We start from the raw sequence: 14005 nt of genomic DNA, 5'->3' as shown, positions 1-14005 counted from the left end.
CTCCCCATATCGGTTAAGGAGCCACCATGCACGAAATGTCTCTGGCCATGGCTGCCATCGATCTGGCGGCCGAGCAGGCCACCCAGCGGGGGTTTACCAAGGTGACAGCCCTCTGGCTCGAGGTTGGCAGCTTCTCCTGCGTCGACCCGGACACCATTGCCTTCTGTTTCGAGGCGGCCGCCAAGGGCACTGCCGTCGAAGGGGCCCAGCTTCACTTTCAGCACCAGGCGGCAGAGGCCTGGTGTTACGACTGCAACCAGACGGTCACCCTCACCGAACGCGGGCAGGCCTGCCCCGAGTGTGGCGGATACAAATTACGAGTCGCGCAGGGTGATAGCCTGCGCATCACCGACATCGAGGTAAGTTGATATGTGTAGCGTATGCGGATGCGGCCAGGCGCGGATCGCCGGCCATGAGCACGATCATGAGCATCATCACGAGCATGAACATCACCATGAACATGGTCATGAGCACGACCATCATCATGCCCATGACGCCCATCACCATCATGACCACGAGCAGAGTGCGCCGCGCACCCTGATCATTCACCACCACTACCACCATCAGGGGGATGTCCATCACCACTACCACGGGGTACGGGCTCCCATAAGCCATGAGGGGCATGATCAGCCCTATGAGCACCACCATGATCATCCCCGCGACCATCATCATACCCAATCTCATGAGCACGGCCATTCCCACACGCATCCCCATGATCACTGCCATAACCATGACCATGACCATGACCATGACCATGACCATGACCATCAGCAGGGTGATCTGCACTATGGCAAAGGGGAAGCGGGATTGTCGGTGCCCGGTATGGGGCAGCGCCAGCTGATCGCCATCGAGATGGATGTGCTGGCCAAGAACAACGCGCTGGCGGCCCACAACCGCGAACACTTCACTGCCGCAGACCAGCTGGTGCTTAACCTGGTCTCTAGCCCGGGTTCAGGCAAAACCACTTTGCTTTGCGAAACTCTGCGCCAACTGGCCGACAAACGCCCCTGCGCGGTGATCGAAGGGGATCAGCAGACCAGCGCCGATGCGGATCGCATCCGTGCCACCGGTGTCCCTGCCGTGCAGATCAACACCGGCAAGGGCTGCCATCTGGACGCCAAAATGGTTCACGACGCCTGTCACCAGCTACCCGCCAATGAAGGGGGCATCCTCTTTATCGAGAACGTCGGCAATCTGGTCTGCCCCGCCAGCTTCGATCTCGGCGAGAAGTACAAGGTGGCGATCCTCTCTGTCACCGAGGGGGAAGAGAAGCCGCTGAAATACCCGGACATGTTCGCCGCCGCCCAGCTGATGGTGATCAACAAGATCGATCTGCTGCCCTACGTCAGCTTTGACGTGGCCCGCTGCATCGAGAACGCCAAACGGGTCAACCCCTATATTCAGGTGATCCAGGTCAGCGCCACTACCGGTGAAGGGATGGATGCCTGGCTTAACTGGCTGGCCAGCGCTTGAAATCAACCGGATAAACGCCACTGCTAACGGTAGAAAACAAAAGAGGGAGGCTGATGCCTCCCTCTCTTTTACCTGCGCACTTTGCCAACGGTTCTCTCTGTACAGCATTGCCAGCGTTTCATACTCGCATCCCATCACCCTGACCCTCTCCCCAGGGAGAGGGTCAGGGTGAGGGGACATCGATAATACCCTGCCAGTATCCAGATGCACCGAGGTACATCTTGCTGGTGAAGCACATATTTGCTCCCTTCTCCCCTTGCGGGAGAAGGGTTGGGGATGAGGGGAAAGCCAACCCTCAGGCCACGCTACGGGCCATCGCCTCCTGCTCCGCAGGCACCTCACCAAAACGCAGCACCCGATGGCAGATCTGGCGCAGCAGTGCCTGCTGGTGACTGAATATCACCATGCCAAGCCCGCGCTGCTCGCACTCAACCATCAACTCCCGCCAGAGCTGGCGCTGAATCTGCGGATCCAGCTGGGCGGTCACCTCGTCGGCAATCAGCAACCGGGTGCGGGGATCGAGGGCGCGCAGCAGCGCGATGCGGGCCAGCTCGCCACCGGAGAGTTGACCGGGTTTACGACCAAGCCATTCAGGCTTGACCATAAAGCGGGCCAGCATGGCCTCATCGGGGCGCCATACATCCCAGAGCGCCTGCCCGGTGGTGCGATAGGGATTGAAGGTGAGCTCCGGATGCTGGGGCACCAGCTGGATGGGGTTATAACCTTTTACCTGTTCAGGCACCGGCTGCCCATCCAGCAGGATCTGCCTGCCGGCCCCAACCGGTTGCCAACTCGCCAATACCCGCCCCAGCGTGGTCTTGCCATAACCGCTAGGCGCGGAGATACCGAGCCGCTCCCCCGCTTTCACCGTCAGCGATAACCCCTGCCAGAGGGGACGTTCCCCCTGGGCGATAGTGAGGTTTTGTACTTCCAACATCAGGAAACCTCCGGCACAGAGAAGAGCGCATTGAACTCGGGCAGCGCCTGCCAGTGGGCACGGAGCATCTCGCTCCCCTGCCCTTGCCGCAGATGGTGGCAGCTCAAGGTATCGCTCACCTGCCCCTGATGGAGCGCCACGATGCGATCGGCAAAGCGGGCCGCCAGCGCCAGATCGTGGGTGACCCAGAGGATGCCGCTGCCCTGATTGGCCAATTCACGCAATTGGCTGAGCAGCAGACAGGCCAGCTCCTCGTCGAGCCAGGCGGTGATCTCGTCTGCCAGAATGTAGCGGGCGCCGCCGAGTGCCGCAGTGCAGGCCAGAATGCGCTTGGCCATGCCGCCGGAGAGCTGGCGCGGGTACCTGTCCAGGGTGGTCGCGGGCAGCTGGTAGCGCAGCAACTGCTCGCCGAGCCGCTCGCGAGAACCGCTCTGACCGCAGAGACGAGCTGCCCGGCCCAGCTGGCGCTCCACCGTCAACAGTGGATTGAGGGCGCTCACCCCCTGCGGCACATAGCAGAGGGTGTGGCCGCGCAGACGGGCACGACTGGCATCACACAGGGGCGTGCCATCAAGGGAGATGGTGCCGCGCATCCGCAGATTGTCCGGCAGCAATGTCAGGGCGCTTTGCAGCAACAGGCTCTTGCCCTCGCCGCTCCCCCCCACCAGCGCCACTATCTCCCCTGGTGCCAGTTGCAGGCTGATATCGGTCAGCAAAGGCTGCCAGCTGCGCCGCCCCAGCCAGGAGTAGTGGGCCGCCTCTATGGTCACCTGATCAAAACTCAGCATGGTTCACTCCTGTGCCACAACAGCTGTTGCAGAGCGCGGGTTGCCTGATCAAACAGCAATACCAGCAGCAGCAACATCAGCCCCGGGAAGAGGGCCAGCCACCAGCCGCCACCGGCCAGATAACGCAGAGCATCGGCCAGCAGCAGGCCCAGCGAGGCCTCGTGGGCCGCCAGACCAAATCCTAGAAAGCTCAAGGCCGCGCTGTGCAGCACCGCATGGGGAAACATCAGCAAAGTCCCGATAAACCACTGGGGCAGCAGCCCCGGCAGCAGGTGGGTACGCCAGCGACGCAGCGCCCCCATCCCCTGACAGCGGGCCAGCACTACGTAGTCGCTGCAGGCGATCCGCCGCGCTTCTGCGCAAAGGATCAGCGCCAACTTGGGCCAGTGGGTGAGCGCCACCGCCAGGATCACCCCGCGCATGCCGCCCCCCACGGTAAAGCAGATAAGGATCAAGAGCAGCATATGGGGCAGCGCCAGCATGGCGTCGATCACCATTCGCACCGCCGCATCACATCTGGGGTGAACGAGCGATACGCTTGCCGCCACCATGGCCAGCAGGCCACTGCAGAGAGCCGTGCTGATGCCGAGCTCCAGACTGGTGAGGGTGCCCTGAAAGGCGCGCAACCAGAGATCCCGCCCCATCTGATCGGTGCCGAACCAGTGGGTCAGCGAGGGAGGCTGCTGGCGCGCCAGCAGATCCATCGGCACATCCTGATGAGAGAGGCTCCAGCCGTAAGTGGCCAGCAGCGCCAATCCGAGCAGGGCTACAGCGAGGCGCACTATGGAGGGAAGCGGATTAAACAGCATGCTCGCCCTCCCAGCCCCGATTGATGCGGGCCAGCAGCAGACTGGCCACCGTGTTGCCAATAAAGACCAGCAGGGTGCAGAAGAGCACGATTCCCATCAGCAGGGGGATATCCCCCCGCAGCCCCGCATCCACAGTGGCCTGACCTAGCCCCGGGTAGGAGAAGACCTTCTCGGCCAAGAGCGATCCGCCAATCAGCTCGCCGAGCGAGGCAAACTGCAGGCAGAGCGCCGGGGTCAGGGCGTGGCGCAGCACGTGAAAACGCAGCATGGGCCAACCGCCATCCCCCTGGGCGCGGGCGTAGCGGATAAAGTCGCTCTCCAGCACCTCGGCCACCCGCCCCCGGGTATGCAGGGCAATATTGCCCACCCCGAGCAGCGCCAGGGTAGTCACCGGCAGCAGAAGATGGCGCGCCCGCAATGCCCAATCCGCCTCATCGGCAGCGAGCCCCGGCGTCCAGGCGCAGCAGACCGGCAGTAGCGGCCAGTGCACCGCAAACAGGGCGAGCAGCAACAAGCCGACCCAGAAGGTGGGCAAGGAGGCAAGCAGGTAGGCAAAACGGCAAATCAGGCGATCGGGCCAGCGGTTGAGATAGCGACCGGCGCTAAGGCCCAGCAGGATGCCGAAAAAGCCGGAGAGCAGCCAGGCCCCCGCCAGCAGCAGGAAGGAGGCAGCAAAGCGCTGGCCTATCACCTGAGTCACCGGCGCGTTGTAGAGCATGGAATAGCCGAAATCCCCCTGCAGCACCTGGGTAAACCAGTGCCAGTAGCGCAGCCACAGCGGCTGATCCAGCCCCCAGCGGGCGGCGATGCGGGCGTACTGCTCCGGCGGCACATGGAGCAGATCGTTGCCGATATAAGCCTTGATGGGGTCGATGGGGGAGTAACTCAGCAGCACAAAGGTGGCGACGGAGACCAGACAGAGCAGCCCTGCCAGACGCAGCAGGGCTTTGAGTGTGGCAGTCATCATGGTGGACGAACTTAGCGGCACGTCCACCGCCAATCCTGCAGGTTGTTGAGGAGTGACCAGCTACCGTGGATTTCCGGCGCCCCCTTGCCAAGGTCGATGCAGTGGTTGGCCAGATAGGTATGCTGCACATTGAGCAGCCAGGCCCAGGCGGCATCTCCCTGTACTCCGGCACCAGTCTTGCCATCCCACTCCACCTGCTGCCAGAACGGCACGGCCGCCTGCCAGTTCGGGGCATCCAGCGCCTGCTTGAGGTGGCCATCCACCACAGGGTTGCTGTAGTAGCCCGGGTTGTAGAACTCCACGCCGCCGGAGCCGCTCTGGTAGTGGTGATAGAGCTCCATGGGATCCAGACTCCCCCACCCCATCAGCACCGGATTGGCGTGCATCTCGCGCTCCACCTGCTCCCAGCTGCCGGATTTAAGGCTCACTTCGAGGCCGATGGGTTTGAGCATGGCCCGCACCGCTTCCGCCAGATCTCGGCGGGTGCTGTCGCCGCTGGTGTACCAGAGGGTAAAGGCGGCTCTCAGGTCGCCCTTGTGGCGAATGCCGTCACTGCCCATCTTCCAACCCGCCTCATCGAGCAGGGCATTGGCGTGGGCCGCATCCCCATCCTTGAAGGCGGTGGCTTTGTTTAGCCATGGCAACCCTTCCACCGCGCTGTAAGCGGGGATGGCGTGCCCCTCCAGCAGCTGGTCGGCCAGCAGCTTGCGGTCAATGGCGTAGTTGATGGCACGGCGCACCGCCACGTCCGAGGTCACGTCGTTGCCGATGGGATAACCCTTGGCATCTTTTTTACCAGCAGCAGGAATGGGGAAGACGATGCCGCGGTTCTCCACGCTCGGCCGCACCCATAGCTTGAGGGAAGCAGGCACGGTTGGCGCAAGCGACGGGGCGATGCGCACCACATCAAGCTGGCTGCTCTGGGCGGCGGCATAGGCGCTCTCTTCGTCGATAAAGACAAAGACCAGCCGTTTGAAATCATTGTTGCCGCCAGCGTAATAGGGGTTCGCCTCCACCACCAGTTGCTGGCCGGGCAGGAAGCTCACCAACCGGTAAGGGCCGGCACCGACCGGCTTTTGGGCATACGCTTTTGCGTCGTAATCCTTCTTCGACACTATCCCCAAAGATCCCAACACGTTGACGAAGGTGCTCTGGGGAGCACTCAGGGTGATGGCCACCTCGGTGGGCGAGAGCACCTTGGCCGAGACAAAGTTGCCCATGTCGATCTTGCCGCCACCCTTGGCTGCGCTGTTGTAAGTGAAGGCCACATCTTCGGCGGTGAGCGGCGCACCGTTGGAGAATTTCAGTTCAGGCTTGAGGGTAATGAGCCACCCCTTGCCATCCTTGTTCGGGGTCACCGACTGGGTGAGCACATTTTGCCAGCTGAGATCGGCGTTCTGCTTGAGCAGCGGGCTATGCAACAGCAGGTAGCTGCCGTGGCTCCAGCCAAGCAAAGGGTCAAACCCTTCGGTGGGCTCACTGCCGATGGCGAGCTTGAGCTCGGCAGGCACAGGTTGGGCAGCGGCCAGCGCCGCGTGAGAGGCAGTGCCCAGCAGCAGAGTCAACAGGGCGGCAGCACTGGTGCAACAGTAATGGCTAAGGGAATTGCGTGGAACAGTCATGGGGATCCTTCTTGTTTTGTACCACTCACGGATCATCACTCAAAAAAGCGGTGGAATGCGTGTCTGAACATGGGAGTGAGGGGCCAAAATGGCCCCCTATTCTAAACTTGATTTCGCGTGAAACCTAGCGACTATGCCGGTTGACTGCGCCGGGCACCGAATAGTCGTCTGCGACCCAGATCCACGCCGCCAGCCCCTTGCTGCACCGGCAAGGAGAGCAGCATCTTGAGGGTGCTGCTCACCAGTGCTCGCCCCTCCCCGGCTCCGAGATGGGGATCGAGCGGCGACATCAGGGAGCAGGCCAGCAACTGTCCTGTCTCGGGCAGTTCACCCACCATAAAGGTCATGTTGCCGCAGGGGAGCTGCAGGGCGAGCCGATCGCTGTTGCTACGCACCGGCCAAAGCTGATCCGGCCCCGGCAGCACCACCACGCTCAGCATCCAGGGGGTGAGCACGCAGCCGAGCCACTGACCTTCAAACACAACGCACTCCGCAACGATTGGCATGTCCGGGTGATAGAAGGGCAACGCCTGCATCTCTTCGCGAGCGATCCGCTCGTACTGGGCTACCAGCAGAGGCGCGGGATTGCTGGCAAAGCCGGCAAACTCCTGCGCCGTCTCCGGTACTATCTCCAGCACTCTCTCAGCCTCGCTTAAATTGGACTGCGCCATAGGCCCTCCCGTGCTTGTTCAGCTTTCTCCTGCTCAGAGAGCACAATGGCGGGCGCGCCAACGGCGGCCAGCAGGGTCAAAATCCGATCCGTCGCCTCCCCCATGGCAGCCGCCACCACAGGGGTGAGGCCGATGCGGGGCTCGAGGGATTCGGGCTCGACCCCGATCAAGGTGAGCCGCTTTGGCGACTCCCCCGTCATTTGCAGCGCCGAGAGCACGTCCGCCAGCCCCAGCTGGTGCGGGGAGATCTTGCGGCCAAACAGGGTCGGGATCTCCTCATCCTTCAGGGTCACTACGGTGCCCGGCGGATTACCGCTGCGCACCGCATCCACCAGAATGATGTGATCGCGACTGGCCATCGCTTCGAGCAACTCCATGCCGGCGGTACCGCCGTCGAGCAGCTCGATGCCGGGGGCGAAACGGTATTCGCGCCCCAGCCCCTCAACGATGCGCACGCCGACGGCCTCGTCACTCAACAGCAGGTTGCCCACGCCCAGGATCAAGGTGTTCATCACAGCACCTTCACCTGAGTCGTTTCACCATTTTGGGTATCCACCACATGCACAGCGCAGGACATGCAGGGGTCGAACGAGTGGATGGTGCGCACCACTTCCAGCGGTTTGGCGGGATCCGCCACCGGGGTGCCCACCAGCGATTGCTCGTAGGGGCCGGGTTCATCGTTGAAGTTGCGCGGGCCCGAGTTCCAGGTCGATGGCACCACCGCCTGATAGTTCTCGATCTTGCCATCCTTGATGACGATCCAGTGGGAGAGCATGCCACGCGGCGCCTCTTCAAAGCCCACCCCGCGAAACTCTTTATCCGCCGGGATCTCTGCCTTGATATAGGCGGTAGTGTCCCCCTTGCCGATGTTGTCGACCAGCGCCTTCCATTGATGGGACAGGGTATCTTTGAGCACGCAGCAGCGCACCGCGCGACCGATGATGCGGCCCATGGTGGAGTGCAGCTGTTCGGTCTTGATGGCCGAGCCGGTGAGCGCCTTGTAGATGCCGTTCAGCTGCTCGAAATGCGCCACCGTCTCCGGGTGTTTTGCGGCGAGCTTCACCAGCAAGTCGGCAAGCGGCCCCACCTCCACCACCTTGCCGTAGAAGGTGGGGGATTTGACCCAGGAGTATTTGCCGTCATCCTGCCAGCCGGTGTAATCGGGCTCGGTCTTGCCCTCCCAGGGTTTGAGGGGCTCGTCATCCTTGTACCAGGCGTGCTTGTTGCTCTCGGCGATGCCGTCCATCAGCCAGCCATCCTGATGGCTCTCGATGGGGCGATAACCCGCCAGATTGCCATTCTCGATATAGCCGCCCGGCATCAGGAAGCTGCCGCCGTTGGCATCGGTGGGGAGCTCTGGCACGCTCAGGTAGTGCTTGGCCCCCTGCCCCAGACTCAGCCACTCGGGGTAGTGGGCAGCGATGATGGCGGCATCCACCTTGTAGACCTGCTCGATAAACTCGCCGAGCCGGTCGATAAAGCTCTTCACGTAGAGCAGCCGCTCCAGGTTGAGCACGCTAGGTGCATCCAGATTGATGGGGTTGGCCACGCCGCCCACCGCCAGATTCTGGATGTGCGGGCTCTTGCCACCGAGGATGGCGACGATGCGGTTGGCATCGCGCTGGCACTCCAGCGCCTGCAGGTAGTGGGCCACGGCGATGAGGTTTACCTCCGGGCTCAGCTTCATCTCCTTGTGACCCCAATAACCGTTGGCAAAGATGCCGAGCTGGCCGCTCGCCACCAGCGCGCGGATCTTGTCCTGCACCTTGGTCAGTTCATCGGCACTGTTGAGGGACCAGGTTGATACCCCCTTGAGCATGTCCGCCGCTTTTTGCGGATTGGCCTCAAGGGCCGCGGTGATGTCCACCCAGTCCAGCGCGGAGAGCTGATAGAAGTGGACGATGTGATCGTGGATGTTGTGGGCCGCGATGATGAGGTTGCGGATGTACTGGGCGTTGACCGGCACCTTGGCGCCAATGGCGTTCTCCACCGCCCGCACCGAGGCGATGGCGTGAATGGAGGTACATACCCCGCAGATGCGCTGCACTATCATCCAGGCATCGCGCGGGTCGTTGCCCTTGACGATCTCCTCCATGCCGCGCCACATGGTGCCGGACGACCAGGCTTTGGTCACTTTACCGCCTTCGATTTCGCAGTCGATACGCAGGTGCCCCTCAATGCGGGTGATGGGGTCTATGGTGATACGTTGGCTCATACGTTGGCTTTCCCTCGGGCCTGATAATCTTGGTGAACACGTTCAAGTGATGGCAGTACCGGCAAGAGCCGGATCAACAGCAAATAGGCACACACCTCGATGGCAACAAAGCCCAGAGAGATCAGCACCTCCTCCGCGGAGGGGAAGTAGTGGTAGCCATTGCCGGGGTTGAAGGCGAGCAAGGAGTAATCCAGTCGCCAGAGGGCGGCGCCCAGCAGCATGCTGAGGGCCCCCAGGAACAACATGCGCGAATCCCGGCGGCTCTTGTCCCAGTGGAACACCAGCAGCGGGAATATCATCAGCGCGATCTCGCTCCAGAACATGATGGAGTAGCGATTGAACTCGGAGAGGTAGGCCGACTTGTCGTGGATGACGATCTCGGCAAAGCGCAGCGCCACAAACAGGATCAGGAAGATGTCGATCACCTGGGTCAGCTTGTAGAAGAGCGACTTCTCGTTGGGGCCACGCCCCGCCAGTCCCGCCTGCACCAAGGAGCCCTCAAATACCACGATGGAGAAGCCCATGATAAATGCGGTCAGCAGCGAAAAGACCGGCAGCAGCTCGTAGCTTTGCCAGAGCGGATGGATCTTCTCCCCCGCCACTATCATCAACGAGCCCATGGAGGATTGGTGCATGGTGGGCAGCAGAGCCCCCAGCGCCAGCACGAAGAACATGATCTTGTTGAGGCGAATGAGTGACGCCTTCCAACCGAACTTCTCCAGCAGCACGGGAGCGAACTCCAGCGCCATCACCCCGATATAGATGGTCATGCAGACCGCCGTCTCGAACAGCACCGAGGAGGTGTTGAAGTGACCGGGCAGGTAGAAGTACGGCAGGTTCCAGTAACGCCCCACGTCGATGGTGATGGAGAGCCCCCCCAGGGAATAACCAAAGAGGCTCGCCAGCAGCGCCGGACGCACCAGGGGGTGATACTCGCCCCGGTTGAACACGTAGACGGCCCAGGCCAGCGCCCAGCCACCGCACGCAAAACCGGTGCCGATCAAGAGATCGAACGAGATCCAGAGTCCCCAGGGATAACCGCCATTCAGATCGGTGACCGAGCCCAGCCCGAAGACGAGGCGTTTTAAAATCAACATGCCGCACAGCACGGCAAAGGGGGCCAGCACCAGCACAGGCCAGCTGACCAGCTTGCCGCCGAGGGGATACGCCTTGTGATTACTCATGATCCTTGCCTCCCTTTGTGGTGCCCTGATCCTTGATCTGCGCCCTCCCCTGATCATGGCCATCATCGTGATGATGATCGTGACCATTCTTGGTGTTGCGGCGAATGAGCACCGAAAGGCCAGTCAGCACCACCATGGGCAGCACCATCCCCTTGTAGAGGGTGTGCTGGATATGCTCGGAGCGGGCACCGGAGGAGAGCTCCGGCAGATCGGGCATGTCGAGCTTGGTATAGGGCACCCCGGCCAGCACCAGCACCTGGGTGCCGCCCCCCTCTTTCTCGCCATAGACGTAAGGCTGGTAGTTGGGCACCTCGTGCAGGTAAGGGTCGTTGGCAGAGAGGGTCTGGCGCGGATAGGCGTACTCACTGCCCGGAGTCGCCAGCAGACGACGCTTGGCCTCGGCCATCAGCTCCTCGCGGGTGCCAAAGATGACGGCGCCGGTGGGGCACACCTCGACGCAGCCGGGCAACTTGCCCTGATCGATCCGCTCAAGCCCCTTCTGGTTGCAGAGCTCGCACTTGTGGATCGCCCCCAGCGGGTTGTCATAGTCATATTTGGGCACATCGAACGGGCAACCCACCATGCAGTAGCGACAGCCGGTGCAGACGCTCGGGTCGTAGTGAACGATGCCTGTCTTGGGATCTTTTTTAAGAGCCTGCACCGGACAGACAGAGACGCAGTTGGGATCGACACAGTGCATGCACTGCTTCTTGATGTAGGCATAGCCATCCACCAGCTGATCCTTGTGCTCGCCAGTGCCGCTCTTCCACACCTGAATGATGTTGTTGGTGTAGGGGGTCAGCTTGTCGTTGTTGGACCAGGTTTGCGCCCCGGCTGGATTGGCCGGATTGCCGTTGAGGCGCTGACACTCCGCCACACAGGCCTGACAGCCGACGCAAAGGGTGGAGTCATACAACATACCGAGCGCGCCGGGAATGGGCGGCTTGTTCTTGGCCGCCGCCAGTGCGGTGCCGGGTACGGCTGTGCCCGCCGCCAGCGCACCGACGGAGGCAAATTTGAGGAAGTTGCGTCTGTTCACGGTTACTCCTCCCGTGATGGGTGCTGCCCGGCTTCGTGGCGCTTCTGCTGGCGACCGAGTTCACGCACCGTCATCAGACTCACCCCCACCAGCACCCCGAGGGCGCCACCGATCAGGCCAGTCGCGGTGGGCGAGGTATAGCCCCCCTCCTGAATTTTCACATCGGGTTTATCCACCCGCGGGGTCGGGTTCTCGACCTTGGCGAGCTGGAAGATCCCCTTGCTAAAACCGACCCCCTGCTCGTTGCAGCCATAACAGGGGTGACCGATGCCGACCGGCCAGATGCCGCCGCCCACATCGCAGAACTCCAGGGTCGAGCAGTTGCCGTAGGTCTCCGGCCCCTTGCAGCCCAGATGGTAGAGACACCAGCCCTGCCGGTGGCCCTCATCGCCAAACTCCTTGGCAAAACGCCCTGCATCGAAGTGCGGACGGCGCTCGCAGTTCTCGTGGATCAGCCGCTCATAGGCAAACAGCGGACGCTTCTTGCTATCCAGCGCCGGCAGCTTGCCGTAGGTGATGTAGTAGGCAACCGTGGTGAGGAAGTTGTGGGGATTGGGCGGGCAGCCCGGGATATTGATGATTGGGGTGCCGATATTGCCGAGGGCTTCTTCGAGACTGACGGCACCGGTCGGGTTGCCGCCGCTAGCAGGCACACCGCCCCAGGCGGCGCAGGAGCCGATGGCGATGACGGCAGCGGCATCACTGGCGGCACGGCGAATATGGTCGACGATAGGCTCACCGGCCACCATGCAGTAGACACCACCATCTTTGAGCGGAATGGAGCCATCCACCACCAGCACATACTTGCCTTTATAGCGCTTGATGGCGTTGTGCTTGTTCTCTTCCGCCTGATGACCAAAGGCCGCCGAGAGCACCTCGTGGTACTCCAACGAAATGGTGTTGAGGATCAGGTTCTCGATGGTGGGGTGAGTGGCGCGCAGCAGCGATTCGGTACAACCGGTGCACTCCTGCGCCCCAATCCAGATCACCGGCGGCCGCTCGGGGCTGGTGAGCGCGGTGGCCATCTTGGCGACGGCATGCTGACTTAATCCCAAGGTTGCGGCCATCCCGGCACACAATTTCATAAAATCACGGCGATTAATCCCATGAGCCGATAAAAAATTATCCTCGACCATTCTAGTTATTCCCGTAGTGAGCACTTGTTTGGTAAATGCTTAATAGGAGAAATGCTAAGGACTCACCCACATCACAGTATTGATCTCTATCAACTTCGACCGGCTTCCCCCTATTTACATAGCGAGCCACATCACAAACAGAATTAATTACCCCCAAAGAGATATTTGGCAGGGAAATAAATTTTATGAACTTAATTGGACAGCAAATAATTAATCACCGGACCAAATACCCTTTTGTTCCCAGTTAAATTAACATGCGGAATGACTGTGCCATGCCGCTTATTTCACAGTATTGACACCCGACAATAAATGTTCAATCAAATATACCTTTACTCACTGAATTGCATATTTTACTGGCTTTAAATCTGACTCAGCACGGTTTGCAACACCAAATCATGGCAGGAACAAGAGACCCGCTCAGCCCTTGCTGCCAGGGCCTTCATGGCAGAATTTCCCGTAAATTCGCGCAGATGGTCTCTGCCGGAAAGCACTAGCGGCAGCGCCCCTGGTTGCATCCCCGTCTGTTGAACCTGAGCAGTAAGAAGATGCAGATGATGTATTCATATCGGAGGGTATCCAGATATGCTTTATCATCCGATGTCGAGACGAGTAAAATATCGCGCTCACGGATATGTTTACGCATCATCGTGAATCTGCATTCAAATTAATAATGAGAGAAAAGGCAAGGTGGAAGGCTGCCTGCAACATAGTGAACATATTTAACACGCGATACATTCGCTCATCCGGTTACAGATGTTACCGCCCACCTTCACACTATTTACCTTCACGTCACCCTGCGTAATTAACCAGAGCGTAAATATCCATCCCCATCGATATAGATGATAATTATTCTTGTTCAACTGCAGCAAAAAGAAATGAGCGGGGATGACGATAAACATGACAAACGATAAGTGTATTAATCATCAGCCGAGCAGTGGCTCCAGCAACTACCTTGCCTTATCGAACTCGTTGACAGCCCTGCTCACCTCGTGAAATGCAGCCCGCAGCGGCCGCAGTTGCAGAGAGAAACCTCCCCCTGACTGCCTCTGATAACCACGCCATGGAGCCTTGATTCTGGCTGGCCCTACGGACACTTGCCAATTACGGTAATCGAACAAAAAAACGAGAAAAATCAAGATAGATAGCCAATTAAAATGACATAAT

General features: G+C 60.5%; 14 protein-coding genes. 2 read left to right on the top strand and 12 right to left on the bottom strand.

The window, feature by feature from the left end; genetic code table 11:
* Positions 1–26 precede the first annotated feature (26 nt).
* Positions 27–368 carry a hydrogenase maturation nickel metallochaperone HypA gene (gene hypA / locus G5332_RS01200; protein WP_024944968.1) on the top strand — a complete coding sequence of 114 codons (342 nt, stop codon included), beginning with the start codon at positions 27–29 and terminating at the stop codon, positions 366–368.
* On the opposite strand, the gene G5332_RS01195 is transcribed toward hypA, so the two are convergent.
* The gene (locus G5332_RS01195; protein WP_421311071.1) at positions 346–726 is read right to left on the bottom strand and encodes a hypothetical protein; all 381 of its coding nucleotides are present in this window, start codon (positions 724–726) and stop codon (positions 346–348) included. The genes hypA and G5332_RS01195 overlap by 23 nt on opposite strands.
* On the opposite strand from G5332_RS01195, the gene hypB reads away from it, so the two are divergent.
* The gene (hypB, locus tag G5332_RS01190; protein ID WP_421311070.1) at positions 607–1473 is read left to right on the top strand and encodes a hydrogenase nickel incorporation protein HypB; all 867 of its coding nucleotides are present in this window, start codon (positions 607–609) and stop codon (positions 1471–1473) included. The genes G5332_RS01195 and hypB overlap by 120 nt on opposite strands.
* 295 nt (positions 1474–1768) lie before the next feature.
* Here hypB and G5332_RS01185 read toward each other — a convergent pair whose 3' ends face one another.
* The 11 genes from G5332_RS01185 to hybO all read right to left on the bottom strand — a co-directional run bounded on the left by G5332_RS01185 (position 1769) and on the right by hybO (position 12841).
* Positions 1769–2410, bottom strand: coding sequence for an ATP-binding cassette domain-containing protein (locus tag G5332_RS01185; RefSeq protein ID WP_421311047.1), 642 nt, complete (start codon positions 2408–2410; stop codon positions 1769–1771).
* A complete protein-coding gene (locus tag G5332_RS01180) occupies positions 2410–3198 on the bottom strand; it encodes an ATP-binding cassette domain-containing protein (RefSeq protein WP_421311046.1) in 789 nt (262 codons plus the stop codon). Before G5332_RS01180 ends, G5332_RS01185 begins: the two co-directional genes overlap by 1 nt.
* A complete protein-coding gene (locus G5332_RS01175) occupies positions 3192–4007 on the bottom strand; it encodes an ABC transporter permease (RefSeq protein ID WP_100653863.1) in 816 nt (271 codons plus the stop codon). Before G5332_RS01175 ends, G5332_RS01180 begins: the two co-directional genes overlap by 7 nt.
* Positions 3997–5001: an ABC transporter permease gene (locus G5332_RS01170; RefSeq protein WP_421311045.1), complete on the bottom strand. Its 1005-nt coding sequence runs from the start codon at positions 4999–5001 to the stop codon at positions 3997–3999. The genes G5332_RS01175 and G5332_RS01170 overlap by 11 nt, the downstream gene beginning before the upstream one ends.
* Positions 4986–6596, bottom strand: coding sequence for an ABC transporter substrate-binding protein (locus G5332_RS01165; RefSeq protein WP_421311044.1), 1611 nt, complete (start codon positions 6594–6596; stop codon positions 4986–4988). Before G5332_RS01165 ends, G5332_RS01170 begins: the two co-directional genes overlap by 16 nt.
* A 131-nt stretch (positions 6597–6727) precedes the next feature.
* Positions 6728–7267, bottom strand: a complete 540-nt coding sequence (gene hybE, locus G5332_RS01160) for a hydrogenase-2 assembly chaperone (protein ID WP_100653866.1) — start codon at positions 7265–7267, stop codon at positions 6728–6730.
* Positions 7249–7779 carry a HyaD/HybD family hydrogenase maturation endopeptidase gene (locus G5332_RS01155; RefSeq protein WP_100653867.1) on the bottom strand — a complete coding sequence of 177 codons (531 nt, stop codon included), beginning with the start codon at positions 7777–7779 and terminating at the stop codon, positions 7249–7251. The genes hybE and G5332_RS01155 overlap by 19 nt, the downstream gene beginning before the upstream one ends.
* Positions 7779–9482, bottom strand: a complete 1704-nt coding sequence (hybC, locus tag G5332_RS01150) for a hydrogenase 2 large subunit (RefSeq protein WP_100653868.1) — start codon at positions 9480–9482, stop codon at positions 7779–7781. The genes G5332_RS01155 and hybC overlap by 1 nt, the downstream gene beginning before the upstream one ends.
* Complete coding sequence (hybB, locus tag G5332_RS01145) at positions 9479–10666, bottom strand: Ni/Fe-hydrogenase cytochrome b subunit (protein WP_421208417.1); 1188 nt, start codon at positions 10664–10666, stop codon at positions 9479–9481. The genes hybC and hybB overlap by 4 nt, the downstream gene beginning before the upstream one ends.
* Positions 10659–11705, bottom strand: a complete 1047-nt coding sequence (gene hybA, locus G5332_RS01140; RefSeq protein WP_201991513.1) for a hydrogenase 2 operon protein HybA — start codon at positions 11703–11705, stop codon at positions 10659–10661. Before hybA ends, hybB begins: the two co-directional genes overlap by 8 nt.
* A gap of 2 nt (positions 11706–11707) precedes the next feature.
* Entirely contained in the window at positions 11708–12841 is a 1134-nt protein-coding gene (hybO, locus tag G5332_RS01135) for a hydrogenase 2 small subunit (RefSeq protein ID WP_047435203.1), read from the bottom strand.
* Positions 12842–14005 lie beyond the last annotated feature (1164 nt).

It is taken from the genome of Aeromonas sp. 603757 (assembly GCF_049171255.1).
GTDB classification, from domain to species: domain Bacteria; phylum Pseudomonadota; class Gammaproteobacteria; order Enterobacterales; family Aeromonadaceae; genus Aeromonas; species Aeromonas veronii_A.
Note: the sequence above shows the minus strand (reverse complement) of the source record. Positions and strands in the feature narration are given on the sequence as shown.

Bases quoted from the DNA above. Each gene is read 5' to 3' on its own strand.
- G5332_RS01185 (WP_421311047.1), bottom strand. From the start codon at position 2,410: ATGTTGGAAGTACAAAACCTCACTATCGCCCAGGGGGAACGTCCCCTC.
- hybO (WP_047435203.1), bottom strand. From the start codon at position 12,841: ATGGTCGAGGATAATTTTTTATCGGCTCATGGGATTAATCGCCGTGAT.
- G5332_RS01180 (WP_421311046.1), bottom strand. From the start codon at position 3,198: ATGCTGAGTTTTGATCAGGTGACCATAGAGGCGGCCCACTACTCCTGG.
- hypA (WP_024944968.1), top strand. From the start codon at position 27: ATGCACGAAATGTCTCTGGCCATGGCTGCCATCGATCTGGCGGCCGAG.
- G5332_RS01165 (WP_421311044.1), bottom strand. From the start codon at position 6,596: ATGACTGTTCCACGCAATTCCCTTAGCCATTACTGTTGCACCAGTGCT.
- G5332_RS01155 (WP_100653867.1), bottom strand. From the start codon at position 7,779: ATGAACACCTTGATCCTGGGCGTGGGCAACCTGCTGTTGAGTGACGAG.
- G5332_RS01195 (WP_421311071.1), bottom strand. From the start codon at position 726: ATGGCAGTGATCATGGGGATGCGTGTGGGAATGGCCGTGCTCATGAGA.
- G5332_RS01175 (WP_100653863.1), bottom strand. From the start codon at position 4,007: ATGCTGTTTAATCCGCTTCCCTCCATAGTGCGCCTCGCTGTAGCCCTG.
- hybE (WP_100653866.1), bottom strand. From the start codon at position 7,267: ATGGCGCAGTCCAATTTAAGCGAGGCTGAGAGAGTGCTGGAGATAGTA.
- hybC (WP_100653868.1), bottom strand. From the start codon at position 9,482: ATGAGCCAACGTATCACCATAGACCCCATCACCCGCATTGAGGGGCAC.
- hybB (WP_421208417.1), bottom strand. From the start codon at position 10,666: ATGAGTAATCACAAGGCGTATCCCCTCGGCGGCAAGCTGGTCAGCTGG.